Below are 25,306 nucleotides of genomic sequence, written 5' to 3' on the forward strand. Positions count from 1 at the left end.
AGTGCAGGTTATCTAAGCGTTAGCACCCTATACGTACTATGAGCATTACAGAAATAATCGAGAAAAGAGATTGTGGTGAGCTAAGAATCAATTTCTCACCAAATTGGAATTATCCTATTAAGTCAATTCTAAGTGGCTTTGGGCTTTTTCCGAATGAGGAGAACCTCATAGAGATATCAATTGATATTGCCAGTGAGATCGTAGAAGCAATACTTTGGCGAGATCTCGCGTATAGTGGTGAAATCATGCCAAGAGAAGAGGCAAAGAAATATTCAGAGTATTTGGTTTATTCTATGGCACCGGCTGAATCTACTTTCTATACAAATGCAGAGTGGCATAAATACCATGGTGCAAGTTCCTTCGGTTTAAGCCCTTTCACTAGCTCTACATTTGATGGTGGCATTTTATGTGTAGGCAAGAATTCAGCAATGAGTATATGGGTTGAAGATGAGGACTAGTGCTAACAAATCAAAGCACGCGGACTTGGTAAAGCTGTCACCTTTTTTGTTCCAAAAAAGCCGCCAACTTCACCAAGCCGGTGTTTGAGGCGTTAGGGCTAAGTATGCATCGAGCTGTGATTACCTTTATGATATTCATACTTCCGGTTGCTTCCTTTTCAATGGACTGCCCGAAATTCAGTATCAATGATTTTGCAAGTGAAAGCTCTACCATTTTTTGGGGAGTTCCTGTGGAGGCGAAATTAATAAGCAAGGATTTCGAGGGGAAGGTTCTCTATCGATTTGATGTGATGAAACAAATCAAAGGGAGCTTAGATGGTGTGGCCCAGGTTTACGCTGAGAATTATGAGTTCCAAAAATTTCAGCTAGGGTATGAATATATAGTGTTTGCAGATGTTAGTGGCTCTGTTGATTTATGTGGCCCTTCTCGAATTATACGAAGTGATTGGAATTCAGAGGACTTCTTTGATAGAGCGGATGTAAGCGAGGATACTAAATTCTTGGTTAAGAAAGTCTTTGAGGTATTAGAGGGTTCGCCCTAACAAAGCCATCATAGGGACAGCTTTTCCGCCGATTTGTTTTATGCTTGAATAGCACAAAACAAATCAACTCCAAAGCTGCCCGATATGGCGACGTTAAGCGATCCCATGAAAGAAATTACGTTTGAAACTGATGTTTTCAATCTTACTGAAGAGAAGGATAACTTTATCAATCCTTGCTGCTTTGGCGAAGATGCTGCTGACTGGTTTAAACCTCAAATGGAATCAGCCGGCATTGAGGTTCTTGATACCTACCAGGAGGATTGGGGCTGGGAAATCAGCTGTTCTTTCAAAGGTAATAAATACTTTATAGGCCTTGGTGGCACACCAGAGACTGAGGGTAAGAATAATGGTGAGTGGCGTGTTATGGTCACAAAGCCTCGCTCTATTGTCCAGGTGCTTACGGGAAAAAATAAGCTTTCAGACGAAGAATCAATATTAGGTGTTTTGTCTGGAATCATTACAAAAGCGGGGTTTAGTAATGTGTCCACCTGTAGCGCTTAACAAGGGCCAGCACAATCGCCAAATGCGAAAAACGCATTTGGCTGGACTCGCGAAAAGCGCTCGCCTGTGTGGCCGGCGTTATTGTGGCGGTCGATTTTATTGATTTTTCGTAGTAACTGAAGCTTTAGTGCTACTAAATTGCAGCCGATATTGAGCCCTTTTTACTGGTTGCTATTCAAGCAGTTTCGTTCCTAGGGTATTTGCTCAAGTGTGGTAGAGGTGGGCAGTCCGCTGCAATTTCGTGGAGTGCCAGTAAAATAGGAATTGGTTGGGGAAAGTGCGGTATTCTTTCCTCGTAAATATTGGGCAGCGGCCAGCCAAACTATGGCTGGCAAAGTGCTGGTAGTCGGTCCCGAGCGCGCCAACCATAACCAGGCTAGGCAAGCTCGCCCAACCCCTACGGGGCTGGGCTGGACAGCCTACGCGTTGCTTCGGCTGCCCTTGCTAGCGGCGTTAAGGGTCACATGAAGTTACGTCTATCCATCTCGGTACTTGTTACCATCTGCTTTCTTGCTATGTATTTCACGCAAAATTTCAGTGCGTATTTGCTCGTTGGCAATTGGATCGCGGGATTCACAGAACTCTACTGGCTGCTCTATATATTCGGCTCTATATCCTTGTGCTTCGTATCTTGCATTTATCCCAAATTGCGTAATTTTCTTCTAGGGCTATAGCACCATTAATAGCAGCGCTCGTCTGTAAATCGCTCTCGGTTCTGTTTATTTTGTTTTTCCAGCAGCTGTCTATTCTACCACTAGCTATGGCAATATCAGGGTTACTGCTAGCATATTCATTTTTAGCTTTATACTGGCAACTTGGCGCTGATAAAGAACAGTCCATTTTGATTGCCATAATAATTACGGTTTCACTCTGCCCAATTGCTTATGAATTCACTGAACAAATGGTAGAGCAGCCCTTAACAAGTCAAGGCAGCATCGCCCCTGCGGGGCTGGACGCGCTAACGCGCGCCGCTGCTTGAGGCGTTAGCTACTCCCACACCTAAAAGTACGAGTAAATGAAGAAGATAATTTCAGTAGTAGGATTAATCATTTCAATGAACACATATGCGGGTCTTGATGAAGGAATTGAGCTTTATCATGCAGGAAAATACAAAGAAGCATTTGTAATGTTTAATGCTGAATCTGAAAAAGGCGACCCTGCTGGTCAGCATTTAACTGCAAGCTTGTATTACCAAGGGTTAGGAGTCGAAAAAGACCTAGAGATTGCAGTAAAGCTCTTCAAGCAAGCTGCTGAAGGAGGGTATCTACCTTCTATTGCTAATTTGGGTCTTATGTATATGCAGGGTGACGGTGTAGAGCAAGATCCAAATTCATCATTTAAGTACACTGAAAAAGCAGCAGAACTTGGTGATTTGCAAAGTATTTTCAACCTTGGCCAATTTTATCGTAAAGGCTTTGGTGTAGAACCGAACCAAGAAAAAGCGGCTCAATGGTATGGGAGTGCAGCTGAAAGTGGTGTTATTCAAGCACAGAATGAGTACGGGCTAATGTTTGCTCAAGGACATGGCGTTGAACTTGATTATGTTAAAGCTTATGCATGGATCAAAATGCCTGCCGAAGCTGGAGATGGTCAAGCGTTAAAAAACCTTGCCCAACTCAAAGAAATTTTAGGCTCTGATATCAGCAAAGCCGAAAAACTTGCTGAAGAGTACAAATTAAAATATGCAGCTAACAAGTAAATCCAGGCGACGCCTGCGGCGCACCTGATTTAGGCGTTATGCAAATTAAATACGCGCACCAAGTTCAATGAATACACGTAATCGAAGTCTCGTTCCCACTTACCTTTGAATTAAATCAGTACTTATTTTTGTGGAGCTTCCACTCATCCACAGAACCATACATATCAACCCAAGCGTCTTTAAGCGTAAAATCAGTATCGCGCACATATACCCAGAGACGATCGATTTTTTCACAGAATGGTTTTTTGTTGAGCAAGCCCTGCAGGCGTGTATTAAATTCTTTACGCACAGGACAATCAATCTCTCGTTCATCGAAACGGGACATTCGGTAAAAAGTCAGAAAAATGTATGGCAGCTTATCGGCATTTAGCCGTTTGAAGAAATCTATATTGTTTGGCATAAGGCTATACCACCATTCCAAAGCATCCGGATCAAGTAGAGTAAACGCAAGGTTGGCCTCCTTAAGCTCGGGTAGCCAAAACCACACTGCCAAGTCCATCCAGTCTCTCAAGGGATCTGCTGGCGGGCGAAGTTTAATGAATTCACCATGACGATGGTAACCGTGTTGAGTGTAGTTATTATTGATAATCCTGAAATACATAGCAGTATTTAGAATATGCAGACTGCTTCCGTAAAAAACATGACCAGCTTGAAAGGTCATCGGTTGCATCACGAGCCTTCGATGAAACACATCTTGCCACTCATGAAACTTCCTACGTCCAAATTGAGGATGTGCAAACACTTTATGGCGCAGCGCCATCAACTCGTCATAATCTTCACTGGGGTGTAACCAGAGCACATCAAAAAGGGAAAGGTTGAATATGGGTGGCTGCTGGTCGCCGTAGTCGCTAACGGGCAACTCTCCATTCAGGTAGTATTTCTTCAGTTTGGCTAAATCTTTCACCTTGTATTGAGACTTGAGCAAAGGCTCTAACGTATTCCAGCTTGCTCGTCTCTCGCGAAGCCATTCTTTATCGTTCCGCAGCCAAGCTGAGCGATCAAATTCCAAATCTATAGGACTATCCAACGTGATCGACTCTATCATTTCAGGATATCGATCAAGCAGATAAGATATCTCGTCCCAGGCTCTATCCTCACCCATCGCGGCAGCACGCTGGTAATATCCCATAGCTTCATTTACGTCTTCGGGCGTAGGATTGCGCTGATTACCTAATCTCAAACCTGCTATAAGTAATGCTTTGGAATCTCCGGCTTCACCAGCCTTATCACGCCACTTTTTGGCTTCTTCAGGCTGGCGCTCCCAGCATCTGATGGAAGTGTCCAACAGGAAGGCTAAAACGTACATGGCATCAGTACTGCCAGCCTTGGCTTCCTTCTCCGAACGTTGAAAGAGATCAAGCCAATCAGCATCACTGGCCATACCGTGTTTGTGCTCAAAGTGCTTGTAAACCTCTTTGACTGATCGAGTATCCTCCAGAACATTTATTCGTCGAGCCAGCTTTAGATTGATACGACGGTTATTGACGCGACATTCTATGTAAACCTTAGTAGTCGCCCAAGCGGAGCAGAAATTGGCACCGTCTTGCCCACACTTCAAGAAGTCTACATCCATTGATTTGAGGTGTTTGATCAAGTCCGGCGTATCAATTTTTATTTCAGGGTCTTCAATTTGAATTTCCAGTCTCACGGGTTCGTTGTCGATGCGAATATAAAGTCCGAAAGCTAGAAACGAATAAACTTTAGTGTTCGCTGCATACCTGAGTAACTTGTTGAACCCCGTCCCGAGGAAGCTTTCTCCGGTCAGGGATTTAAGGTATGTATTGCAGTCAGAGTCAAATGTATTGAAGTATTTGTGCACTGCCAACCCGACACGTTCTTTTGCGAACTTGTGGTTATCGCCACGTAATAGCGGCAACCCGCATTTACGTACATTAAGCTTATTAACGCTGATTTTGGTCGGTCTCTTGGCAAGTGCAACAGGAGGGGCGTTGTGGTCGAGATAGCCGGGTTCAAACGCAGCAGTGAATGTTATGTGAGGCGAATACTCATCCTGAGTTAATAACAATAAATTTTGTGATTTTCCTCTGTAGTAGAATGTGTGCCCATCGTCCGTTTCAAACTGCATAACGCAAACGTCACCATGATTGTTGGACTCCCACGCATGTTTTTTCAGCGTAGCATTTACCTGTATGCGCTCATTGGGTAAAAACAGTTTCTTTAAAGCACCTTTGTCTTTATCTCTTCGCATGGCAGTCGTAAAGACATCCAAGCTCACACGCTTATTGCCGATGAAGTACTGAGCTTGCCCACCTTCATCATAATAGACCTGAAGATAAGCACGCTGGCAGCCAAGTTCATTGAACGAAGCAGCTAGATCGAAGGGTGGTTGCGCGGACCGACCTCCGTAGCCAAATAGATACACCGAACTCTTCTTGCGTTGGATATTCTCGATGTTAATTTCTTCGTCACCAACATAGTCAGCCTTCAGCAGAGCTTTCATTATCGGGACGAGATCGCCGCGGTGTTGCTCGTTGAGCTGATCCAGCTGCTGTTCCATAGCTTTTGCTTCTTCAACAGCATCGTAGTCGAGCATGAATTCAAAGTTGGTTTCACCCATATTTTTTCCTTGTGAATAATCGGAGCTGGGATGTTGTTAGGAGAACAGACGTTTAAAATTTTGGAAATTTTTTGCTTGATCACCTTTAGTCGTAATCCAAAAGCATACCAAAGTATCGCCTAGCAAACATACATATAGGCTTCTGTAAATTAATGGCATTATATATAGTTGTACCAGCTCTTACCAAGCCCATTTTCAGGCTTGGCTATGTGCTCGGCATCAGTTAATCTCAGTTCCACTGATCAGCATGCAGATTTCAAACGCCACTTTCTATGTTTGTAATGGAGATGTCAGTGCAGATTAGAATATTCGCATAACAAGTTGATGCATTTCGTTCCGCCCTTTCAGGGCTCCACCGAAACCTTCCCCCATTGAGTAGACGCCTATATTTTAAATAAGATAGGAAAAAATGCCGAAACTACTGAGTGAAGAGCGGGTTGTTGAATATTCAACAGAATTCAAAGTTAGAGTGGTAGCCCTCACTAATCAACTGAAAGTAGATACGACTACTATCGCCAACATTATTGGTTTGCATCCAGTAATGGTGTATAGATGGCGACAGGAAAGTAGAGAAGGCAAGCTGGTCGAGAAGCCCAGTCGTAGAATAAGTATGACAAAGACAGAGAAAACTCAGTCTCAAACCGATGATAAAGAGATAAGACGTCTAAAAAAGCAGGTTAAGAAGTTGCAAAAGGAGAATGATTTCCTAAAAAAGTGGGAAATGCACCTGAAAGATCCAAAGCTGAAAGATTCTCGTTCATAGCTCTTAATCGATCAGACTTTGGTGTTAGGTACTTATGTAGATACTTGAATGTTTCACCCCAAGGGTTTTATAAGTGGCTCAACCGTGATGAGAGCACTCGAGACATAGAAAATAGGCAAATTCTTGGGTGTATCGAAGCTATCTATGCGCAGCATGATGGTAATTATGGAAGTCCAAGAATTAGCGCAGAGCTGAAAGCTGATGGTGAACGAATAAATCACAAGCGCGTTGAACGCCTTATGAGAGAGGCTGGAATCGTGGGGAAAGCTGGAAGGATCTATCGTCGGCGCCCTTTGCCTGGAAATCCTTGTCTTAAGGTTGAAAATGTACAAAGAGAGCATGGTATGCCGAGTAAACCAGACTCTCAATAGGCAGGTGATGTAATCTATCTGAAGATCAATGGGCAATGGCAATATTTAGCTGTGATTATTGATCTTCACTCCCGGAAAGTGTTGGGCTGGGAGCTATCGGATACTCGAACTGTTGAGCTAACACTGTCAGCGCTAAATAAAGCTGTCCGTCGCAGAAATATAGAATCAGATCTAATATTTCACAGTGACCGAGGTTCTGAGTACGATACTTATGTATACCAAAACTGACTCAAAGAATTGGGTATTGAGCCGAGCATGAATCGTCCAGGGTTTATGAATTATAATGTGTATGTAGAATCATTTTTTCAAACACTGAAAACTGAGAGTTTTAAAGGATTTAATTTTGAATCCGCTGAGGAGCTAAGAACTAACTTAGCTTGGTATCTTGATAGGTACTATAACTTTAAAAGAAGACATGGCTCACTTGGGTTTAAAAGTCCAGATGAATATGAAAGAATGGCCGCATAAGATGAATATAAGGTGGCGTCTACTTCAAGGGGGGAGGCTTCCGCCCCCCCTTTCGGTCGACCTGTGGGAAAGGCGTTATAACTTTCTGAGGATATCGAAATCGGTCAGAGAATTACGAACGATCATAGCTTTGAATGCGCCTCTCTAACGAGTAAGACAGTTGAGAATTTCATTGTCATTTATACGGAAGAGAGTGCAAGCAATGTTTTAATGCTCATTTTGAAGTTAAAAGAAGTTGAACTCTACCAGCGCTTTTTTCTCGATGCTGCGCTCGGATTTTGGGAAGAGTGGAGAGAAGAAGATGCATTTTGCGACGTGGATGATTTGGAGTATGTAGATCTTGCTAAGGAGCTAGACCTGAGGCATAAGAAAGTTTTATCAATTACGTGCAAAGGGTCTTTAGAAGAGTTCTCCTCAATAGAGTTTAGATTTGAGGGGGTCAATTTATTGCTAGGGCTCAGTGATAATACTGATTTTGAATCAGATGTTGTGCTGGAAAGGTTATAACCAAGCGCTGCAGTTCACAGTCAAAAGCGTCACGCCATTTGATTCAAAAGTCGCGCCACTTTTGCCAGCAATTGAGTTGCTGATCTATGAATGAAGTGAATGCCACAATTGAGTGCCCCTGTTGCGGCTATCTATCCCTATATAGCGGTGACCATGGAGAGATATGTATTATTTGTTATTGGGAGTCGGATTCTGAGGTTGGTTTTAGGGGGATAGTACCATCTGTCAACAATCATGGTCTCACACTTGTTGAAGCGCGAAATAACTTTGACAGGTATGGAGCTTGTTGCGAAGAAATGGTTCAATATGTTTTACCAGCTGAAGCTCGTAAAGAATATAAACACTCCAGTGAATTGTAACAAAAAATATAACAAATTTAGGCATCCGACGCCTACGGCGCAGGTGTCAAAAACGTTATCTGGCGTGAAGTTGAACCAGTGGGGCATTAATCAATCGAGACTCAAATGAAACTCGACAGCGGGATCCGGTTAGAAAGCGACGGCGAGCAAGCTGACTTGTATGCACTCGACGAAATCAACATAGCGCTGGCGCCGATCGGCGCCCGGATCTCGGCGCAGGATTGGTCGGGCCTCTCCAACGACCTTAAGGCCTTTTTGGCCGATCCCGAACCTTCGACGGAGCGTGTCGCGGAAGTGATGTCACACTTTCTGCTATCCCGTGAACGTCTACTGGAAATCATCGCCCAGGCGGGACGCGAGCCCCATATTCCCGGAGGCGGAGAGCTGACCACACTGGACGAGACCCATGGCGTTTCCTATCCGCAACTGTATGTCGCACAGGAAGGTGAGGACTTTTCGCGTTTTGACCGAATGCATGTGAACATTAGTGCCGACGGGACGCCTGTCGATGACGTGGTGCAACTTCTCTGCGGCAGCGGTTTGGTTGTGCACTTCCGTATTCCTTCGGGTGAGACGTTCAAAGTATATCTTGCCTGCCCCACGCCCGATGCTGGCTGGCTTTTAACTTTTGATTGCGCCATCCCATTTATCGGCAGCTTTAGCGGCGCTTCGGCTGGGGCCAAAGCCGTCACTCAAGTCATCGGACCGGCACGCTGGAGAATGGAGTATCTTGAATAGAGGTATCTGCGCAGCTAACGGACGCGTTCAATCAATGGAAAATGGCAACAGCCAGATAACAACGCGTTGCACCGGAGTAAGGGCGTCGTCCTTCCTCCAGTTACCCAACCAAACGAACGCCCTTACTTGGTGAACGCCACCGTTATTGTGGCGGTCGATTTTATTGATTTTTCGTGGTAACTGAAGGTTTAGTGCCACTAAATAGCATCCAGTGTTGAGCAAATTTACTGATTGCTATTCAAGCAGTTTCGCTCCTAGAGTGTTCGCTCGGGTGTTGTAAAAAGCGGCAGTCCGCTGCAATTTCGTGGAGTGCCAGTAAGATAGAAATTGGTTGGGGAAAGTGCAGTATTCTTTCCTCGTAAATATTGAGCAGTGGCCAGCGAAACTATAGCTGGCAAAGTGCTAGTAGTCGGTCCCGAGCGCGCCAACCATAACCAGGCTAGGCAAGTTCACCCAACCCCTTCGGGGCTGGGTTGGACAGCCACGCGTTGCTTCGGCTGGCGTTATAGCTCCTTAATGGATCATGCGTAATGTACGAGCTGTTTAATATTTCCAACATCGAAGCTCTGGGTATATTGCTATGGTTTTGTGTTATATTGGTTCTTAGCTATATGCTAGCTATCAAAAAAACCTTAAAGGTTAAACGAGCGGTTGTAGTTGGTGGATTTATGGCATTATTACCTCCACTGGCAATTATATATTTGGCCTCGCTGCTACTTAGAAAAAGCCTTTCTGTATCAGAGAGGCCAGATGAGACGTTATAACAAAATTCTGAAAATTCGTCCCAAAAAAATATGGGTTGGATCTCTGGAAAAAACGCTTCCAGCCTTTTAGCTTTGCGTTATGTGCAGTCATAAATTCAGCAATCGGATCTAGTCTTGAAGTCACTATCTAAAAAAATCGCATGGTATTGTCAGAAAGAGAAAAGGCACTGGAAGCGTATTTATCACCGTGCTGAAATCGCTTTCATTTCAATATCCGCACTAATTTTAACTGTGCTTATTCAGATATACGGCGACGGTACTAAGCTTCAAATTGGGGTTGTCGCACTCACTTCGGCTTTAGCTGTCACATCAGCCTCATTAGTCCCTCTCGTATTCAAATCCAATACTCTCAATCGCTGGCAAACTCAAATGGTTACTATCGGACTTGGTTGCGGAGTCGGAATCTCTGCGATATGCACGCGTTTCTATTTGGGTTGCAGCTTACTAGCACATAATAAGTCGATGAATTACGTTCCGCCCTTACAGGGCTCCACCGGATATGCTACGCTGCACTTCGTACGCCAATTATCGAAGCGTTATTGAGGCGGTCATTTTTTAGGTGGTTTGAAGTTGCTGCAAGTACCAATTTTTTCCTGAGTACATTTCTCCAGAGATTTTTTTACAAATTAGTACCACAGTTTTGTTCTGGTGTCTTCGTTTTAAGTCAACAAGCCCTACAAGTCAGTTGCACCATTGTTAAGTGCCAATCAGATAGTTATTTGGTAGGGAAACTATGGTATTTTTCCCTGTGAGTTTATCGGGCAGTGGCCAGCCAAAGATGGCTGGCAGAGAGCATGTAGGCGGTTCAGAGCGCGCCAGCTATAACCAGGCCAGGCAAGATCGCTCTGCCGGAGGCTGGGCTGGGCAGCCTACGCTCCGCTTCGGCTGCCCTTGCTGGCAACGTTATGCATCAACATGGTAAGGGAGATATATGAGAGTTTGTCTATTTTTGATGGCCCTTTTCTTTTCATTTTTCAGTAACGCCGATCCATTGGAAAGGTATGATCCGTAATCTGTAGCGAAGGCTGTTACGCTTGCAAGTAACCTTTGCAATAGTGAGTGGAATTATACTTGGAGAGGGCGTAACTATAAGTTTGTCCTTGAAAAGGATGGATCGATTTCTAAACTAAAAAGCTGGAAAGGCGTGCGTTGGGTAGTAGTTGGTGCTAATGAAATCGTCCTGGAAGGGTATACCGATAGAATGCATTTGTTCTTCGATAAAAATATTAAAAATTTCAAAACATTCGACTGGGATGGAACTAAGGCAACAGGAACCTTGGCTCATTAAGTAAAATGCATAACCAATACATCGAAAATCGCTCCACTGCGTTCCGTTGGACCACCTTGCGCTGTGCTTCAGTCGGCCTTTTATGTGGGTGTTATGACTAAGGAGATATCTTGAGATCATTTATCGTAGCTTTCTTTGTGATTCTTTTATCTGGATGCACTGCGACAGGACCTGTATTTGAGAAAGTTGCCGAGCCAAATGGCAGCAAAGCTATTGCTTACTTTTTTCGGCAAGCAGCTTTCTATGGTTCAGGAACTTGTCCAGACCTGGTTATAAATGACAAAGAAGTTGGCTGTCTTAAGAATGGAGGTTTTTTTGAGGTAGAGCTTGATCCAGGTGAGCACACAGTCCTATTTGATAAGGGCACATGGGAGCCAAATAAAGCTCTACGAGCAAAAGTCACCGTACAGGCAGGAGAGGTATATTTCTTCGAGTACGGTCAGGCAATGACGGGAATATTTGCAACACCTATATTGGTCAGCGTTTCAGGCCGAGAGGATTTTCATCAAAAAACAAAAGAGTATTCGGTGCCTATACTATTGGGCCTGAAAAAGTCATAACAAATCAGTCAAAGGCGCCCCTGTGGGGCTGGACTTCCACTCCGCGCTTTCAGAGCTACGTTCCAGCCCCTGATTGAGGCGCTATGTGTAAGACTTACCCACGTTTAGTAGACACTCTGTATAGTTTGAGTGAATATTTTTTGTGAGCAAGGCCACCCTCTGAAGGCACCGATGTGGTACGACCCGTATTGTAACCCCAAAAGATTTAATGAAAGGTATCAGTTCCTAGCTGCCAAACTTTCACAACAATGGCAAAATGAGTCCGAGTCTCCTCCAAAATTCAAAGAGTTGGTGGAGTTTACCTGTAAATGAATTTAACAAGGGGCAGCAATAGACTACCAAACCTGTCACTTTTTGTACCGGCACAGAAAAACCGTCAGATTTGTCAGCCGCTGTAGCCCGCGTTAGCTATGTCAAAAGACGATTAAATAATGGAAGAGCTGCTAAATAGTTTGGATAAGTTGGTGGTGGAGCATAATCTTGAGTCTCGAGCCTTTAAGGGAGCTAAAGAGTGGTCTTCATCCGCAGACTTTGATATTGACACTTCAATAACTAGTAAATTTAAATACAATTTTCATGCTCATAAACTTTGTTTTAAGCATGAATTTAGGTCAAATCCATGCATAGAGACTTACCTTGATATCACTCTCGATGAAGAGGAAGTTGGTTATTACTGTTGGATTTCTGATTTAAATGGTGAAGTTCTAGATGATATGTTAGTTATAACTGATAATGAGTTAAAGTATAACTAACTAGATGCTTAAAGGTTGGACACTAAATCCTGGCTTGTGCTCGTGCCTGGCAAGTTATAGCCAATAAATTTGTGCACTTAAGAGAGCGGAAAAACCTAGAGTAAAGACGGCTGCTGTGGCATGAGAGCTAGGCGTCAGCGCACAGCAGATCTACAGCTGACGCCGTCAATTTAATCGACTGTCTGATAAACAGTTCAATAGTTTAGACGGTGTCGACTATTCCAAACAGGGAAGCGCTGAAGTTCGCAAGCTCAAGAAGAAACTGCATGAAGCTTGTCAGGAGGTTGAGTTTCTAAAAAGGCAGTTGCGTACTTTGAGAACCACCAAGAGTAAAGTACGCATTGATACAAGAGCATGTAGGGTCATTCCCGGTTAGCTTGATGTGTCGGAGTTTAGAAGTCTCAAGATCGGGATATTATCGATGGCGGGTGAGGTTGCCAGCTCCACGCACGACTAGAAAGATACGAACAATCGAGAAAATCCGAGAGACGTTTACTGCGTTTAAAGGTTGTTATGGCGCGCTTAGAATCGCTTGCGAGCTTCAAGAGTTAGGTGAGCCATGCTCACGGAACTACGTCGCTAAGTTTATGCAACAGGAGCATATTAAAGCGAGAAACGGCAAATGCTTTCGATATAGTCAGCCCGTAGAGGGGAGCATTAACGTCTCCGCCAACTTGCTTAAGCGTTGCTTTGATGTGGATCGACCAAATTGTCGCTGGACCAGTGACATTACGTATATCTGGGTTCTGGAGCGGTGCTTGTACCTCGCGGTAGTTGTGGATCTGTACTCTCGACGTATTGTAGGTTGGGCACTTGACTCGCAGATGACCGATGAATTGACATGTCGAGCATTGAAAATGGCCCTAGAGCGAAGACCAATAAAGCCTGGACTGCTAGTTCACTCTGACAGGGATGTGCAATATCGATCGCAGAAATACCAGGATCTTTTGTCCGAAAGCAAGTGCAAGCCGAGTATGAGTCGTCAGGCTACCTGTTGGGATAATACGGCAATGGAGTCATTCTTTAGCAGGCTAAAAGTCGAGCTGGTCTATGCCAGAATATTCGAAGGCGAAGAGCAAGTATAATCTAAGGTGTTTGAATACATTGAGATTTTGTACAATAAGGTTGATGTGTATTCTGCATTGGGCTATGTAAGTCGGGCAGAGTATGAGCGTAAATATACATAGTTAGAGTGTCTACTTTTTGTAGGTAAGACCAACGTCGGTAATCATTTGAGGTTTAGCATGAAATCAGAACTAATAATAATTCACGCATATTTTTGGCCTAAACTGTGTGGATATTTATATTTAGCTTATTTTCACATTAGAAATATAGAGCATCGAACATGGTTTGATAGTTTAGAGTTTTTTGCGATGATTCCTCTTTATATTCTCTGTGCGCTTTTCATATTTGGATTTAGCATTAAGCGTACTTTAATTCCCAAAATTTGGCTTATCTTAGTGGCCGCGAATGCTGCATTTCACCAGTTTCTATACTATGAAGACTTATATGATTTGCTAAGAAATTTGGCGTTATTCTGGCCTATTTATGTAATCACATTTGTATATTTGTTCATAAATAAAGGAAAGGGAGCAAACGTATAAAGAACCTTGAAGGTGGACAGTCACAAGCTGTACTCAAAAGCATATCACAGCTTGGGACTGCCGCCTAACGGGGCGTTAATTTTATTATGAACGTTGAAAGCTTTGCCGAATTCGGAATAAGAATACAGAACAACAGAATGGGTTTTTGTTCCTTGAAATAAAAAAGTGAGCGGACGAATTTATAAATGATGAAACTATGTACCCATGGTATAGCTTACTGTTGTCCCAAAAGGGGATGTTCGCGAGTGAGTGAATTCGATTGAATTATTCCGATATCTTTGAGCAGTATGGAACGCAATGGAAGGGCACGTGGTTAACAAGGAAAGAAGAGTTTTATGAATTTGATATAATAACAGATCGAGCCAATAAAGAGTCATTGGAAATTGATGGTTGGTCTAGGTTTTACCCTGAAGTGTCAGGGGGATTGGGAAAACGCCTACTTTTATAGCTCTGTAGCTGCTATCGGAATATGGTCAAAGATAACAAGTAACTATGGTCGCTCGTCAATTTTTTAAGTCATACTATTCACATCCAATAGGTGTTATTTTTCACCATCGTATTTAGGATCACAATCTGCTTTCTCATGCAGTCAATCAGAGCGACCTTTTTAGGTTTACCAGCGTCGGCTAATTGCTTACACATCGGCTTTAGTTTGTGATGATGCTGCATGGCTGACATGCTTGGCAACAAGCAGAACCGTGCGTACACGATGTCTTCGGCTCCGAATATATCTCTTTCACTGGAGGCTATTTCTTTGATGATTAAACTTTCCTGGTTCAGGAGGTTTACACATCAGCGTATAAGCCAATACATTTCCGACGCCTTTGGTACTTAAGAATAGGTCGCATCTTTACTGCCATTCAGGCCCACCGTTAACTAGTTTATAAGGTTGTTTGTCTATACCTTGTAGCTCTCTTTTGATTGTGTTTAGAATGGTCTGGGTAGGTTTTACACTGATTTTAGTATCCTCTGAAACCGATTATTTTGTATTTATTCATTTCTAAACACTGGCTTCATACGGCCAGCAAGCTACTGGTCTTCCTAATTTTTTCTGGCTTTATCACAGGTAGTCTAGGTTTCAAAGTTTCATCAAAAAGTGCAATGTCAATAGCGCCTAGATTGTCAGTCTCGACGAGTCGTCCGAGGGACTATGTAAAGTTTCATATCTACGAAGGGTTGCAGGCAGCAATAAGCAACTCCGCTCTGTCTGTGGCACAAATGAGCTCTATGCTAAGTCTCCCGGTAGACTCTGTTAATGCTCTTCGAGGCTTAATAGGTTGTAATTGCTTAATGGTACTTTTATCATTGTCAACACTAAAGTATTGGCCAGTAGGTCACACGTAAATATTGAGTTCTCTACTGCTGGTATTGATGCCGACATTGATCTCTTGAGGTCCCATAAGATAAGCTATCTCCGACTTGCTATTCGGGCTCGAGGCCCACATGGCTTTTCGAGTTATGCCTAGTGGTTGCTTATCATATTCATACATGTTGTCGATCTTTTATGAGTAGGTTAGACAGCGAACTGTGATAAACAAGGCTTTCGGTGGCCGCTGAAGGTGGGACTCAATTTATCCGTCACTGAAAAGGACTTTCAACATCAGAATTGGGGAAGAACAACCATACAAGATAAATCTCATAAGGAAGTATAGGCCTATCACTTTGCTTGCAAAAATACTCGAGTAAACTGCTAGCTTTACACTACTCGTATTTAGGACGTTAGCCTATCGACAGTTGTTTCGGAGTAAATGTTGGAATGAAGGATATGAAAAATATAAAACCATACTTTTTCTCGCTCATACTTACAGTATCTTTTGCGGCCAATGCCATAGTCATTCGTCATGATATTGAAGATAATAAATATCAAATTCCCGCATCTACCTTCCCAGCGCTTGTTGACTTTCCAGGTGAAGGGCACGGTGTATTAATTTACCCTCAATGGGTTGTTACAGCTGCACATGTAGCTTGTATGCAGCATTGTATTGAGGAGATAATCATTAGCGGCCTATCGCGTAAGGTAGAGACAGTAATTGTACATCCAGGATACAAGGAACCACCTTCAACTCTTGTTGAAAATGCATTAGCCTCGGGTGATGGATCAAATTTGAGAGAGTTTTTGGCATTGTCCGATGATATTGCGCTTATTAAGCTTAAAGAACCAATTGCCGATGTTGAACCGGTCTCTCTTTTTCTTGGTAGTGATGAGAAAGGCAAGACTGTCCAAATAATCGGCAAGGGGGCGACGGGCAATGGCTATGATGGAGTGGAGCCTCAAAGTCCCCATCGAACCACTTTACGCCGAGCTTATAATGTCATTTCTAATGTAGATGTACGTTGGATTTCCTACAAATTCGATTCGCCAAAATCTGCTATTCCACTCGAGGGTGTGTCGGGTAGTGGCGATAGTGGAAGCCCCGTCCTCATTAAGGAAAATGAGAAATGGTATCTTGCTGGTCTTGCTTCGTGGGCCTCTAGTGAAAAAGATCTTCGTACATATCGTGGCCCTCTTTACGGTGATCTCGGAAATAGCGTTCGTATTTCTCATTATATAGTATGGATCGAAAGCACCATATCTGCCGAGGAATAAAAATAGTGATCCACGCTGACGGGAAGCTAGCGAAGCGTTGATCGGCATGAGAAATAAGACTTACCTACGTTTAGTAGACACCCTGTATGGTTAAGATTAGGCCTAACAAGGGGCGTATCATGGGTAAGAAAGAACTCAGGCGTGTACGAAGGGGGTTTGCAGAGAGGCAGTTTAGAGGGCGGCTAAGTCAGGGGCAACAATTGACCTGTAGCACGAAAACTCAGCGCCAGTTAACAGCAGATTTGCGGATTTAAACTGTTGCCTGATAAGCACTAAGAGTTAGGTGAGTCGTGCTCACGGATCTACATCGCTAAGCTTATACAACAGGAGCATAGACTAATAGTTCGCTCTGACAGGGCTGTGTAATATCGTTCGAAGAAATGCCAGGATCTCTTGTCCGAAAGCAAGTTCAAGCGGAGTATGAGTCGCCAAGCTGACTGTTAGGACAATGCCGCAATGGAATCATTCTTTAGCAGGCTAAAAGTCGAGTTAGTCTATGCCGGAACACCCGAAAGCGAAGCGCAAACAAAATCTGAGGTGTTTGAATATATTGAGGTTTCCTACTATGGAGTTCGTAGGCACTCTGCATTAGGCTATATGGGTCCAGTAGAGTATGTGAGCAAATGCACATAGTTAGAGCGTCTACTTTTTGTGGGAAAGTCCAAAGCCAATGGAAGGTTCGGGTTAAATGAAAGAAAGAAGATATTCAGAATTAGACTGGTTAAGAGTTTTTCTAATCTTGGCCGTATTCTTACATCATGTGTTCATGCCGTTTAATGGGGATGGTTGGCATGTGATGAATGGAAAATCAAGTAAGTTACTTGATGATATCATGGTGTATTTTGAGCAGCTAAGATTGCATACTCTCTTTTTTATCGCTGGAGTGGGTAGCCTGCTTTTGCTAAAAAAGATTAATACGAGAACATTTATCGTCAATAAGTTCCATCGGCTCTTTGTCCCACTAATTGTTGGCATGGTACTCATAGTGCCACCTCAAAATTACTTCGAAAACATAAATGACTACAAAAGTATAATTGATGCGTATCAGCATCTATCTCTGACATTTGAATCTAATCATCTTTGGTTTATCGAGTTCCTTATTGTGTTTATGCTACTTGCCGTGCCTTTTAAGTCAGGGCTCGACAGCCAAGTGGGTAAAGCCTTTATTATCAGACTTGAGCGGCTAGCGCTATTTAAGCATGGATTGTTTTCACTTGTCCTTGTGGTTCTATTGTTGAGGTGCGGCCTTAAACTTCTAATGCCTGCTCAAGATAACAGTATTGATAACTTATCTGTATCGTTGTTTTTCTTGCTGTTCTTCATGGCTGGTATGTGTTTCATGAGTAGTCCTAAAATATGGCAGTCTGTGACTAACAACCGGTCAGTCAATTTAAAATGGTTCATATTCAGCACTGTTCTATTTTATGGTTACTACTTCAAACCTGATATTAGCGAATATGTACCACTAGCGGTACGTTGGCAGCTTTGGTGGTTAGTTTGTACACTTGTTTCTTGGTCTGGGCTGTTGGTATTAGTGGGGTATGCAAGTGCGTTCTTCAAGCAAACACCCAAATGGCTACATACCGCAAATGAATTGATTTATCCATTCTATATATTGCACCAAACAGTTATCGTTGCGCTTGCCTTTTATATAGTGCAATGGGATGCAAGTATTGCGGTAAAATCAATGAGCTTATTACTTGGTGCGTCCCTTGTATGTATTTTGCTATGTTATTTTGTCGTAAAGCCTATAGGTATTTTTCGTTATCTGTTTGGTTTGAAGTCAAAGCGTGTAGTTTATAAGAGTTTAAGTCAGCAGGGCGCTGCAAGCGATGCCTCAGTTTGAGGTGGTCATTTTTTAGATGGCTTGTAGTTGCAAGCACCACTGAACACACATTTCAGAGAGTTTTTCTGGAAGCTAGCATAGCCGTTTCGTTCGAGCGCCTACATTTTGAGCTAACAAGCTCCACAAGTTATCAGCGCTATTTGTCAGGGACTGTCAGGTAGTTAACTGAGAAGCAAAGTATGGTATTTTCCCTGTAAATCTGTCTGACAGCGGTTAGCCAAAGGCGGTTGGCAGAGTATGTAGGTCGTTCAAAGGTCGTCAGCTGTAACCGGGCCAGGCAAGATTTCCCGGCCGGAGACTAGGTTGGACAGCCTACATTCTTCTTTGACTGCTCTTTATTGCAACGTTATGTTATATGCATGGGCAGCAAAATTGAAAAAGCGTTCTTAATCCCATTCATATTAAGCATTTCTTACTACATTTCCTGGAGTATATTCAGAGCTGCTAATTTGCACTGGGATAATGGCTACAATATCCCTGGCTTTCTGATACTAATACTTTCATACCCTTGGACCTTAATTACCATTTATCAGTCACTAATATTTTTTATGGATAATTTGGTTGATTTTTACCTAAGAGTATTAATTTTAGGTATTATTGCCAGTTTGGGTTTTAGTTCAATTTTTTACCAGTAGTTTACCTAGGTAGATTATGTGTTCGTAAAGCATATAATATGCTAGCGCATTTGAAAGCGAAGAGTAAGTCAAATCTGAAGTGTTTGAATATACTTAAAATTATACAATAAGATTGATGGGCAATTTTGCATTGGGCTATGTAAGTCCATCAGGGCATGAGCGTAAATATACATAGTTAGAATGTCTACTTTTTGTGGGCATGACTAATGTCTTTCTAGTTAGGAGTAGATTTTGGAAATTAGAAAGCTTAATACATTGCGGGGATTAGCAGCTCTAATTGTTTTTGTTACCCATTTTAGCGACATTACGAATTGGCTTGATGGCGTATTGGGTGGCGGTTCTGGTGCATATGGTGTAATGCTGTTTTTCTTGCTCAGTGGCTTTTTGATGTCATATCTCTATTTAGAGAAAGACTTCACAAAAGCCAACGTCACATATTATTTTTTAGCGAGAATGGGAAGAGTTTTACCTTTATACTTGGTTGTGGTAGTTGGATCTTATTTACTGTCAATTTCAGGTAACAATACTCTTTACAGCATACCTGATCTTAATGCGCTATTAGGTCATTTGCTGTTCTTGTATGGAGAGAGTGTTCTATGGTCAATCCCACCAGAAATACAGCTTTATTTTATTTTTATAATTTTCTGGGTATGGGCTAAGAATCGGTCTGGTTATATTTATCTATCTATTTTCACTTTAATGATTTTACTGTTTTTCTCCAATTTCCCGAGAGTATACGGTGAAGTTTATGGTATTCCATACAATGAGTTTAATGTGCTTAGGAGTTTGCCGTTTTTCTTTGTCGGTGTTATATTCGGGGCGAACTATAAATCTCTCAAAGTTCCGCGGTATCTTAGAAAGCACTGGTTTATATTAGCGCTTTGTTTAATTCCTCTGATGTATCCTGATTTAACAATGATTACCTCTGATGCAAAACAGAAAATGTGGCTAAGTTACGAAGTGTTACTGGTAATGAGTTGTGTTTTCTTTTGTGTAGTTTTTTTAGTTCCGAATAATAATATTCTACTAGTAAATAGGTTTGGCGATTTTTTCGGGAAGATTTCATATTCTTTGTACTTGCTGCATATGCCAATTATTGTGCAGGTAAATAAATTAGATTTATCCGTTGAGTTAAAGTTGATACTATCTTTCTCTTTAAGTGTTCTGGCTGCATATATTTCTTTTCATTTTTTTGAGAAGCCTATTGCTAAGAAAATACGAAGCATGTCATCTAACAAGTCAAACCAAAGGGCGAAACAAGGCTGCGCCTCTGCTAAAGGAGTTTGAAATCTCTCCTTTTCGAGTAGATGCTTGTCTTTTGAATAGGGTAGAAGAGTGCGCCTAAAATCGTAAGTGAAAAACGCGTTATTGGATACGCATCAGAGCTCAAAGTTGGAGTTGTAGCTCCAGCTGAAGATCTTCAAGTCGATATGGTTACTATTGCCAAATTAATGAGAGTGTATCCAGTGGTGATATTTACGAGACGACAAATAACTTAAGTTATCGATACTGCCCAAATCCTAAACATGGATAGGCAAATAAGGTTTGGCTTTCAGTTGGTAAATATTTAATCAGATAACTTGCTGAATGTTAGCTAACAGTTCTTGCAAAAGCTCTCAGTGCAGTTAGGTGGATTTATTTATAGCTTGTGTTGCAAATAGAATCATAGAATCATAGAAATATAGATGGAAACTGACAAGGGCGCTCAGTGCTTTATCTCTGCCGCCCTTGCCACTAGCAATAACTCATGCAATTAAGCTGTACTCTAATTCTTAACTGCATACCACAATGAACTCGATGTATTATTGGAATTGTTAATTATGTTAGTCCTCAGGGGGTGGCGGTGGTGGAGGGGGCGGTGGTGGTTCGCTAGGGCTGTGCGGTGCGAGGGCAATTAGTAGAGTAACAACGCAGATTGCCTTCATTGTGAGGCCGCCAAGCAAACAAAAAATTAAAGCAAGAGAATCGTCGTGAAGGTAGGTTAAGACGGGGAAGAGCTGTGGCCTTTCCAGTGCGCGGCCTTCCTGAATAGCCTCAACTAGGCGCTTTCCTTCTTCACTAATTTCTATTCTGCTTACAAGTGCTTGTCGAAGAGTTAAGAGCCATTTCTCCGTAGTGCCATACTTATTTAATCCCTCTTTAAGAGCTGTCGCCAATGTTTCATCGACCTCTGTATTGGCGCGTATCTTTATCAAAAGAGAATCCGCATCAAGCCTTAGAATTTCTGAAAGACTCTCCTTGAGTTGATCAAGAGATTCAAGTGCAGTCTGAGACGCTTCAATCATGCACTCAAGTGATTGAAGCATATACAACGACCAGACGTCTAATGTCCCGGAGGAAGTTAGTAACTCATCGTAGTATTTTGAATCTACCGCGAGACTATCTTCAATCCGTGTTGCTGCAAGGATTTTAGCGCGAAATGATCGATAAGACTTAAAATCCCTGACTGTCGTATCTGTTGCAGCAATCGTTGTTGCTGCCGTAAGTTCCATTATGTCTTCCATTGTCCATTTCCATTGTCCAATATGATTTAATAATGCGGTGGGGACAGTAATTATTTTATGTGGGCCAATCAAGCTGTTGTAAGGTTTTGTAATTTCCGTTGTTGACGGCTAGAAGAACTATCACGTATTTGTTGTTTGGTGCGTAATATCAATAAATAGTAATAGGTTTGATTTGTGAATGTTGTCTATTTCTATTGTGAGTAAATTGAGGGTTTTTAAGTTGGATTTAATATATGGTTGGCTTAGGTTGTGATTCTGCGGTTATAGGTTTTTATGCGTGGTTTATAGCAGATTGGCTTTTAGGACGGAGTGAGGTGGGGTGGTGAGTAATCTTATTATGTGCCGAGATTATCTTAATCACTGCAGAGGCTGTTTTAGAGACTCTTGTAAATTAATCTATTTAAGAAGTTTCCTGCAGAACTTTGCATTCTGTGTGTCATGATTTTCAATTGGGTTGAACGGTTGTTGAATGCAGATGCAGGTTTGAAATAGGCGAATGGTAGTTAGTTTGACAGATGGGTTCACGTGCTATGCGGGGCACATACTATCAATCGGTAGTATGACTTTCTTGGGTAGGGAGAATTTGGCCTTGTAAACATACAGAGCCCAAAAGGCTCTGTATTGTTTGGGTTGGTATGGGGCAGATATCTGCTGTTATCAGGCGTATTACAGTTTGTAGTTAGTTAGAATTTTACACGCTGGCCGCTTAACTTCTTCAAGGTGTTACGAGGCTAAAATTACGATCAAATTTATCAAATAACCGCCCAAATTTTATTAGGGCCAAAGGATTTCCGCTTACCTTGAGTCGACCATCTTTGATTAGAGTAGGGGCGCCTACTAACCCGCTAAACATCATACGTAAGTCGGTACTGTTCAGAGCGAGGCTGGCAGAGGGCTCGCTACTGTGTCGGCCGGGGTAGCCGTGCAGTACCCCATTTTGTACTACGACTAAGTACTTTTCTCCCGTGTCAGTCATATCGATATTTAAGCGGATATCTGCATCTGCCGCTTTCTCACCGTTAAGGCGCACCGCCATCGCGTCGAAAAGCAGCTGGAGAGGGACCCGCGCTACTATTTCTTCATCGGGCAGTATTTCTTCACGGTATTCGATACCATGACGTAATTCCTTGGCCCCGGAGAGATAAAAGTTGCGCCAGATACCAGATTCTGACTGATAGCCGAGTTGTTCCAAGCTATCAGCCAATAAATAACGGGCTTGCTCGTTCTCAGGTTCAGCGAAAACCAAGTGCTTTAGCACCATGGCTACCCAGCGATAATTGCCCTGGGCAAAATCCTGTCGGGCTCGAGCCATAATGGCTTCTCCCCCCCCCATGTAGTCGATGTAGTGCTCTGCAGCTTCTTCCTGAGGAATAGGGTGGAGGTTTGCTGGGTTGCCATCGAAATAACCCAGATAGCGATTGTAAACTGCCTTGGCTCCAACATTGACAGTGCCGTAGTACCCTCGATTGGCCCAAGCCTGAGAGAGGTTCTCGGGCAGCTCAAGGCGCTCTGCGACTTCGACCATATCGTAACCGTGGTTAGCTAGGCGCAGAGTTTGATCGTGGATGTACTTATAAAGATCCCTTTGCTTAGCTAGGTAATCCATAGCTTCATCTTTGCCCCAGGTGGGCCAGTGGTGGCTGCTGAAAACCACCTCAGTCTTATCGCCAAATTTCTCCATGGCGTACTCAATATAGCGACTCCAGGCCTTGGCATCGCGGGTTTTTGCACCACGCAGAGTGTAAATATTATGCAGTGTATGGTTGGCGATCTCACTCATGCAGAGTGCGTTAAATTGAGGGAAGAAAAACACAATCTCTGCGGGTGCTTCGGCCCCGGGCGTGTTAATGAAGACGATGTCCACTCCATCAACGGTCATCTCTGCACCGGTTTCAGTAATCTCTATTGTTGGCGTAGCTATGCCGTGCTCACCATCTGATACTCGGTTGCCTAAGCCGGAAGAGACAAAACCCTCCGGACTGGAGGGCAGCAAATTTCCAAATTGGTATAACGCACGGCGCTGCATCACATTCCCGGTGCGCACATTCTCGCTAATCGCCTCCTCAGCAAAACCCTCTGGTGCAATAATGTCGATAGAACCGCTCGCGAGCTGTTCTTTAGTCAGAACTCCAGTTATACCGGCGAAATGGTCTGCGTGGCTATGGGTAAAAATAACGGCACTTACCGGTTGCTCTCCTAGTGCCTTGTTGGCCAGTGCAAGTGCTGCAGCTGCAGTCTCCGCAGAAGTTAGAGGGTCGATAACAATCCAGCCGTTCTCTCCCTGCACCAGAGTCATATTGGCCAGATCCAGCGAGCGCACCTGATAGATACCATCTACCACTTTGAACAGGCCGTTATTCAGGACGTTGAGCTGGGCCTGACGCCAAAGGCTGGGGTTGACGGTATCAGGAGGGGTGCCCTGTAAAAATTGCATCTGGGATAGGCCATAGACTTCCCTACCTTCGGTATTTTTCACTTGGGCGCCGGGAATAGATTCAATAAAGCCTCGTTTAGCCAGCAGAAAATCAGTTTCATCGCCGAAGGGGAGTTGTTTTGCCAGGGATCTATTGTGGGAAATAGTTGCCTTGGAGGCGGGTTTGATCTCGGTATTTAAATTTTCTGTGTGAGTTTTTGGTTCACTACCACAGGCAATCAAAAAGAAGGACAGCAACCACATCATTATCAGCGAGCGCATTGAGACTCCCCAAAATCGGTGTACATGAAACTTCATTTTTATACTGGGACAGGGTTTTTATTGCCCAGAGTGGCCTTAGCTTCTCCCACCTGCGGTGGCGCGTCAAGACAAGAACTGTCCCTTTGGCGGCGTAAAAGTCTTTCTGCAAGAGAAACAGTTTCATGTTCCCCACTGGTTAACCAGTTTTGTCATTGGGCTTTGTATTTTCTACCAATACAGTCACGATTGTCGGCATTGTGATGTGTGAAGAGTTTCTGGTTCCGGAATCGAAGAGGCTGGATTGTTGCAGCTTAAGGTTAAGTCTGATCTTTTTTATATGTTCTTAGGGACTTTGAATTTAACAGGTTAGAAAATTTTATATGGTGGTATATGGTCGTAAATGTAAATTTATTTTTAGATTTTATCTGTTTGCGCTAGTACCAGCGCGGCCATTTAAAGTAGGGTATCTTATTTATCAAATTTCATTTTAGAAATAAGATACCCTGTTGCTCGAGTTTGAACAGATTATGGATTAAGGGTTCTTTATCTTCTATTAATCTTAACTCGAGAGATAATTAAATGGCAGGTGATATATTTGTGCTCTTTCTGGAAAGCGTTGCGCTTGAGAATGCACAAAATGCCAGAGCTAGGATATGAGGTATGTAAAGTGTGTATTCGCTGGTGTGGAAAAAATACAGAGTGGCTTCGCAGGTGATAATGGCAATTGCTGCAGTTGCCCATGGATGCAGTTTTATCAGCCTAGATGCTAAGAAAATGAGTGTGAAAACAATTAGTCCATATCCTATTAAATGGACAACAAAAATTTCCCAAAGGACAGCTCCTCCATCTGAAAGGAGTGCTCTGAAAGCTTCGGGTATAGCGATGGCTGCAGAATATCCTGTAATTAATGGGCCTAAGTATCCGGCGACTAAGCCTATTGTTATTCCAGCTATTATGTTTTTCATTGAATCCATTCCATTTTTTAGGGTTGACCAACTATACCTTATGTGGAGCTGTAAAAGAAAATACTTGGTTGTTTCCGCAAAAGACTGCGCTTGAAATTGAACTAATTACCATGATTCATCCGATTAATTTACAGGGGCTGAAA

23 protein-coding genes and 1 pseudogene are annotated in these 25,306 nt (G+C 42.9%); 19 read left to right on the forward strand and 5 right to left on the reverse strand.

Features of this window, described 5'->3' with window-relative positions:
* Window positions 1-38: 38 nt before the first annotated feature.
* From ACJJIN_RS03250 to ACJJIN_RS03265, 4 genes are all read left to right on the forward strand, one after another.
* The gene (locus tag ACJJIN_RS03250; protein ID WP_444896860.1) at window positions 39-458 is read left to right on the forward strand and encodes a hypothetical protein; all 420 of its coding nucleotides are present in this window, start codon (window positions 39-41) and stop codon (window positions 456-458) included.
* 116 nt (window positions 459-574) lie between these two features.
* Entirely contained in the window at window positions 575-1,000 is a 426-nt protein-coding gene (locus tag ACJJIN_RS03255; protein ID WP_444896861.1) for a hypothetical protein, read from the forward strand.
* A 105-nt stretch (window positions 1,001-1,105) separates the two neighbouring features.
* The gene (locus ACJJIN_RS03260) at window positions 1,106-1,501 is read left to right on the forward strand and encodes a hypothetical protein (RefSeq protein ID WP_282931845.1); all 396 of its coding nucleotides are present in this window, start codon (window positions 1,106-1,108) and stop codon (window positions 1,499-1,501) included.
* 1,015 nt (window positions 1,502-2,516) lie between these two features.
* Window positions 2,517-3,200, forward strand: a complete 684-nt coding sequence (locus ACJJIN_RS03265) for a tetratricopeptide repeat protein (RefSeq protein ID WP_444896863.1) — start codon at window positions 2,517-2,519, stop codon at window positions 3,198-3,200.
* 115 nt (window positions 3,201-3,315) lie between these two features.
* Here the strand turns inward: ACJJIN_RS03265 and ACJJIN_RS03270 are convergent, their stop codons facing one another.
* Window positions 3,316-5,778, reverse strand: coding sequence for a tetratricopeptide repeat protein (locus ACJJIN_RS03270; protein ID WP_444896864.1), 2,463 nt, complete (start codon window positions 5,776-5,778; stop codon window positions 3,316-3,318).
* Between the two features lie 409 nt (window positions 5,779-6,187).
* Between ACJJIN_RS03270 and ACJJIN_RS03275 the strand changes: the two genes are divergently transcribed.
* The 7 genes from ACJJIN_RS03275 (at window position 6,188) to ACJJIN_RS03305 (ending at window position 8,984) form a co-directional block, all read left to right on the forward strand.
* Entirely contained in the window at window positions 6,188-6,541 is a 354-nt protein-coding gene (locus ACJJIN_RS03275; protein ID WP_444896865.1) for a transposase, read from the forward strand.
* A complete protein-coding gene (locus tag ACJJIN_RS03280; RefSeq protein ID WP_444896866.1) occupies window positions 6,493-6,912 on the forward strand; it encodes an IS3 family transposase in 420 nt (139 codons plus the stop codon). The genes ACJJIN_RS03275 and ACJJIN_RS03280 overlap by 49 nt, the downstream gene beginning before the upstream one ends.
* A gap of 12 nt (window positions 6,913-6,924) precedes the next feature.
* Complete coding sequence (locus ACJJIN_RS03285; RefSeq protein WP_444898222.1) at window positions 6,925-7,140, forward strand: DDE-type integrase/transposase/recombinase; 216 nt, start codon at window positions 6,925-6,927, stop codon at window positions 7,138-7,140.
* Window positions 7,141-7,149: 9 nt separating this feature from the next.
* Window positions 7,150-7,380: an integrase core domain-containing protein gene (locus tag ACJJIN_RS03290; protein WP_444896867.1), complete on the forward strand. Its 231-nt coding sequence runs from the start codon at window positions 7,150-7,152 to the stop codon at window positions 7,378-7,380.
* A 210-nt stretch (window positions 7,381-7,590) separates the two neighbouring features.
* Window positions 7,591-7,887 (forward strand): hypothetical protein, encoded by a 297-nt coding sequence (locus ACJJIN_RS03295; protein WP_444896868.1) that lies wholly within the window; start codon window positions 7,591-7,593, stop codon window positions 7,885-7,887.
* 86 nt (window positions 7,888-7,973) lie between these two features.
* Entirely contained in the window at window positions 7,974-8,246 is a 273-nt protein-coding gene (locus tag ACJJIN_RS03300) for a CPCC family cysteine-rich protein (protein WP_444896869.1), read from the forward strand.
* Window positions 8,247-8,351: 105 nt separating this feature from the next.
* Entirely contained in the window at window positions 8,352-8,984 is a 633-nt protein-coding gene (locus tag ACJJIN_RS03305; protein ID WP_444896870.1) for a hypothetical protein, read from the forward strand.
* 27 nt (window positions 8,985-9,011) lie between these two features.
* Here the strand turns inward: ACJJIN_RS03305 and ACJJIN_RS03310 are convergent, their stop codons facing one another.
* On the reverse strand, window positions 9,012-9,182 hold the full coding sequence (locus ACJJIN_RS03310; RefSeq protein WP_444896871.1) for a hypothetical protein: 171 nt from the start codon (window positions 9,180-9,182) through the stop codon (window positions 9,012-9,014).
* Between the two features lie 332 nt (window positions 9,183-9,514).
* Between ACJJIN_RS03310 and ACJJIN_RS03315 the strand changes: the two genes are divergently transcribed.
* The 8 genes and pseudogenes from ACJJIN_RS03315 to ACJJIN_RS03350 all read left to right on the forward strand — a co-directional run bounded on the left by ACJJIN_RS03315 (window position 9,515) and on the right by ACJJIN_RS03350 (window position 20,307).
* Window positions 9,515-9,748, forward strand: a complete 234-nt coding sequence (locus ACJJIN_RS03315) for a hypothetical protein (RefSeq protein ID WP_444896872.1) — start codon at window positions 9,515-9,517, stop codon at window positions 9,746-9,748.
* Between the two features lie 1,398 nt (window positions 9,749-11,146).
* The gene (locus ACJJIN_RS03320; RefSeq protein WP_444896873.1) at window positions 11,147-11,596 is read left to right on the forward strand and encodes a DUF2846 domain-containing protein; all 450 of its coding nucleotides are present in this window, start codon (window positions 11,147-11,149) and stop codon (window positions 11,594-11,596) included.
* Window positions 11,597-12,027: 431 nt separating this feature from the next.
* Window positions 12,028-12,348, forward strand: a complete 321-nt coding sequence (locus ACJJIN_RS03325; protein ID WP_444896874.1) for a hypothetical protein — start codon at window positions 12,028-12,030, stop codon at window positions 12,346-12,348.
* 335 nt (window positions 12,349-12,683) lie between these two features.
* Window positions 12,684-13,433, forward strand: a pseudogene (locus tag ACJJIN_RS03330) (IS3 family transposase); the annotation flags it as partial.
* 2,275 nt (window positions 13,434-15,708) lie between these two features.
* Window positions 15,709-16,539, forward strand: coding sequence for a trypsin-like serine protease (locus ACJJIN_RS03335; RefSeq protein ID WP_444896875.1), 831 nt, complete (start codon window positions 15,709-15,711; stop codon window positions 16,537-16,539).
* A gap of 456 nt (window positions 16,540-16,995) precedes the next feature.
* Window positions 16,996-17,172: an IS3 family transposase gene (locus tag ACJJIN_RS03340; RefSeq protein WP_444896876.1), complete on the forward strand. Its 177-nt coding sequence runs from the start codon at window positions 16,996-16,998 to the stop codon at window positions 17,170-17,172.
* 55 nt (window positions 17,173-17,227) lie between these two features.
* Window positions 17,228-18,385, forward strand: coding sequence for an acyltransferase family protein (locus ACJJIN_RS03345; protein ID WP_444896877.1), 1,158 nt, complete (start codon window positions 17,228-17,230; stop codon window positions 18,383-18,385).
* Window positions 18,386-19,251: 866 nt separating this feature from the next.
* Window positions 19,252-20,307 carry an acyltransferase family protein gene (locus ACJJIN_RS03350; protein ID WP_444896878.1) on the forward strand — a complete coding sequence of 352 codons (1,056 nt, stop codon included), beginning with the start codon at window positions 19,252-19,254 and terminating at the stop codon, window positions 20,305-20,307.
* Window positions 20,308-20,843: 536 nt separating this feature from the next.
* On the opposite strand, the gene ACJJIN_RS03355 is transcribed toward ACJJIN_RS03350, so the two are convergent.
* The 3 genes from ACJJIN_RS03355 to ACJJIN_RS03365 all read right to left on the reverse strand — a co-directional run bounded on the left by ACJJIN_RS03355 (window position 20,844) and on the right by ACJJIN_RS03365 (window position 25,163).
* A complete protein-coding gene (locus tag ACJJIN_RS03355) occupies window positions 20,844-21,524 on the reverse strand; it encodes a hypothetical protein (RefSeq protein ID WP_444896879.1) in 681 nt (226 codons plus the stop codon).
* Window positions 21,525-22,239: 715 nt separating this feature from the next.
* On the reverse strand, window positions 22,240-24,219 hold the full coding sequence (locus ACJJIN_RS03360; protein ID WP_444896880.1) for an alkyl/aryl-sulfatase: 1,980 nt from the start codon (window positions 24,217-24,219) through the stop codon (window positions 22,240-22,242).
* Window positions 24,220-24,773: 554 nt separating this feature from the next.
* The gene (locus ACJJIN_RS03365) at window positions 24,774-25,163 is read right to left on the reverse strand and encodes a hypothetical protein (protein ID WP_444896881.1); all 390 of its coding nucleotides are present in this window, start codon (window positions 25,161-25,163) and stop codon (window positions 24,774-24,776) included.
* Window positions 25,164-25,306: the final 143 nt, after the last annotated feature.

This window comes from Microbulbifer maximicatervae (SeqCode) (assembly GCF_052467505.1).

Excerpts from the sequence above, each read along its gene's own strand:
- ACJJIN_RS03275 (WP_444896865.1), top strand. The coding sequence starts at position 6,188 with ATGCCGAAACTACTGAGTGAAGAGCGGGTTGTTGAATATTCAACAGAA.
- ACJJIN_RS03360 (WP_444896880.1), bottom strand. The coding sequence starts at position 24,219 with ATGCGCTCGCTGATAATGATGTGGTTGCTGTCCTTCTTTTTGATTGCC.
- ACJJIN_RS03270 (WP_444896864.1), bottom strand. The coding sequence starts at position 5,778 with ATGGGTGAAACCAACTTTGAATTCATGCTCGACTACGATGCTGTTGAA.
- ACJJIN_RS03355 (WP_444896879.1), bottom strand. The coding sequence starts at position 21,524 with ATGGAAGACATAATGGAACTTACGGCAGCAACAACGATTGCTGCAACA.
- ACJJIN_RS03260 (WP_282931845.1), top strand. The coding sequence starts at position 1,106 with ATGAAAGAAATTACGTTTGAAACTGATGTTTTCAATCTTACTGAAGAG.
- ACJJIN_RS03365 (WP_444896881.1), bottom strand. The coding sequence starts at position 25,163 with ATGAAAAACATAATAGCTGGAATAACAATAGGCTTAGTCGCCGGATAC.
- ACJJIN_RS03335 (WP_444896875.1), top strand. The coding sequence starts at position 15,709 with ATGAAGGATATGAAAAATATAAAACCATACTTTTTCTCGCTCATACTT.
- ACJJIN_RS03250 (WP_444896860.1), top strand. The coding sequence starts at position 39 with ATGAGCATTACAGAAATAATCGAGAAAAGAGATTGTGGTGAGCTAAGA.
- ACJJIN_RS03300 (WP_444896869.1), top strand. The coding sequence starts at position 7,974 with ATGAATGAAGTGAATGCCACAATTGAGTGCCCCTGTTGCGGCTATCTA.
- ACJJIN_RS03325 (WP_444896874.1), top strand. The coding sequence starts at position 12,028 with ATGGAAGAGCTGCTAAATAGTTTGGATAAGTTGGTGGTGGAGCATAAT.
- ACJJIN_RS03345 (WP_444896877.1), top strand. The coding sequence starts at position 17,228 with ATGAAAGAAAGAAGATATTCAGAATTAGACTGGTTAAGAGTTTTTCTA.
- ACJJIN_RS03295 (WP_444896868.1), top strand. The coding sequence starts at position 7,591 with ATGCTCATTTTGAAGTTAAAAGAAGTTGAACTCTACCAGCGCTTTTTT.
- ACJJIN_RS03265 (WP_444896863.1), top strand. The coding sequence starts at position 2,517 with ATGAAGAAGATAATTTCAGTAGTAGGATTAATCATTTCAATGAACACA.
- ACJJIN_RS03340 (WP_444896876.1), top strand. The coding sequence starts at position 16,996 with ATGGAATCATTCTTTAGCAGGCTAAAAGTCGAGTTAGTCTATGCCGGA.
- ACJJIN_RS03305 (WP_444896870.1), top strand. The coding sequence starts at position 8,352 with ATGAAACTCGACAGCGGGATCCGGTTAGAAAGCGACGGCGAGCAAGCT.
- ACJJIN_RS03315 (WP_444896872.1), top strand. The coding sequence starts at position 9,515 with ATGTACGAGCTGTTTAATATTTCCAACATCGAAGCTCTGGGTATATTG.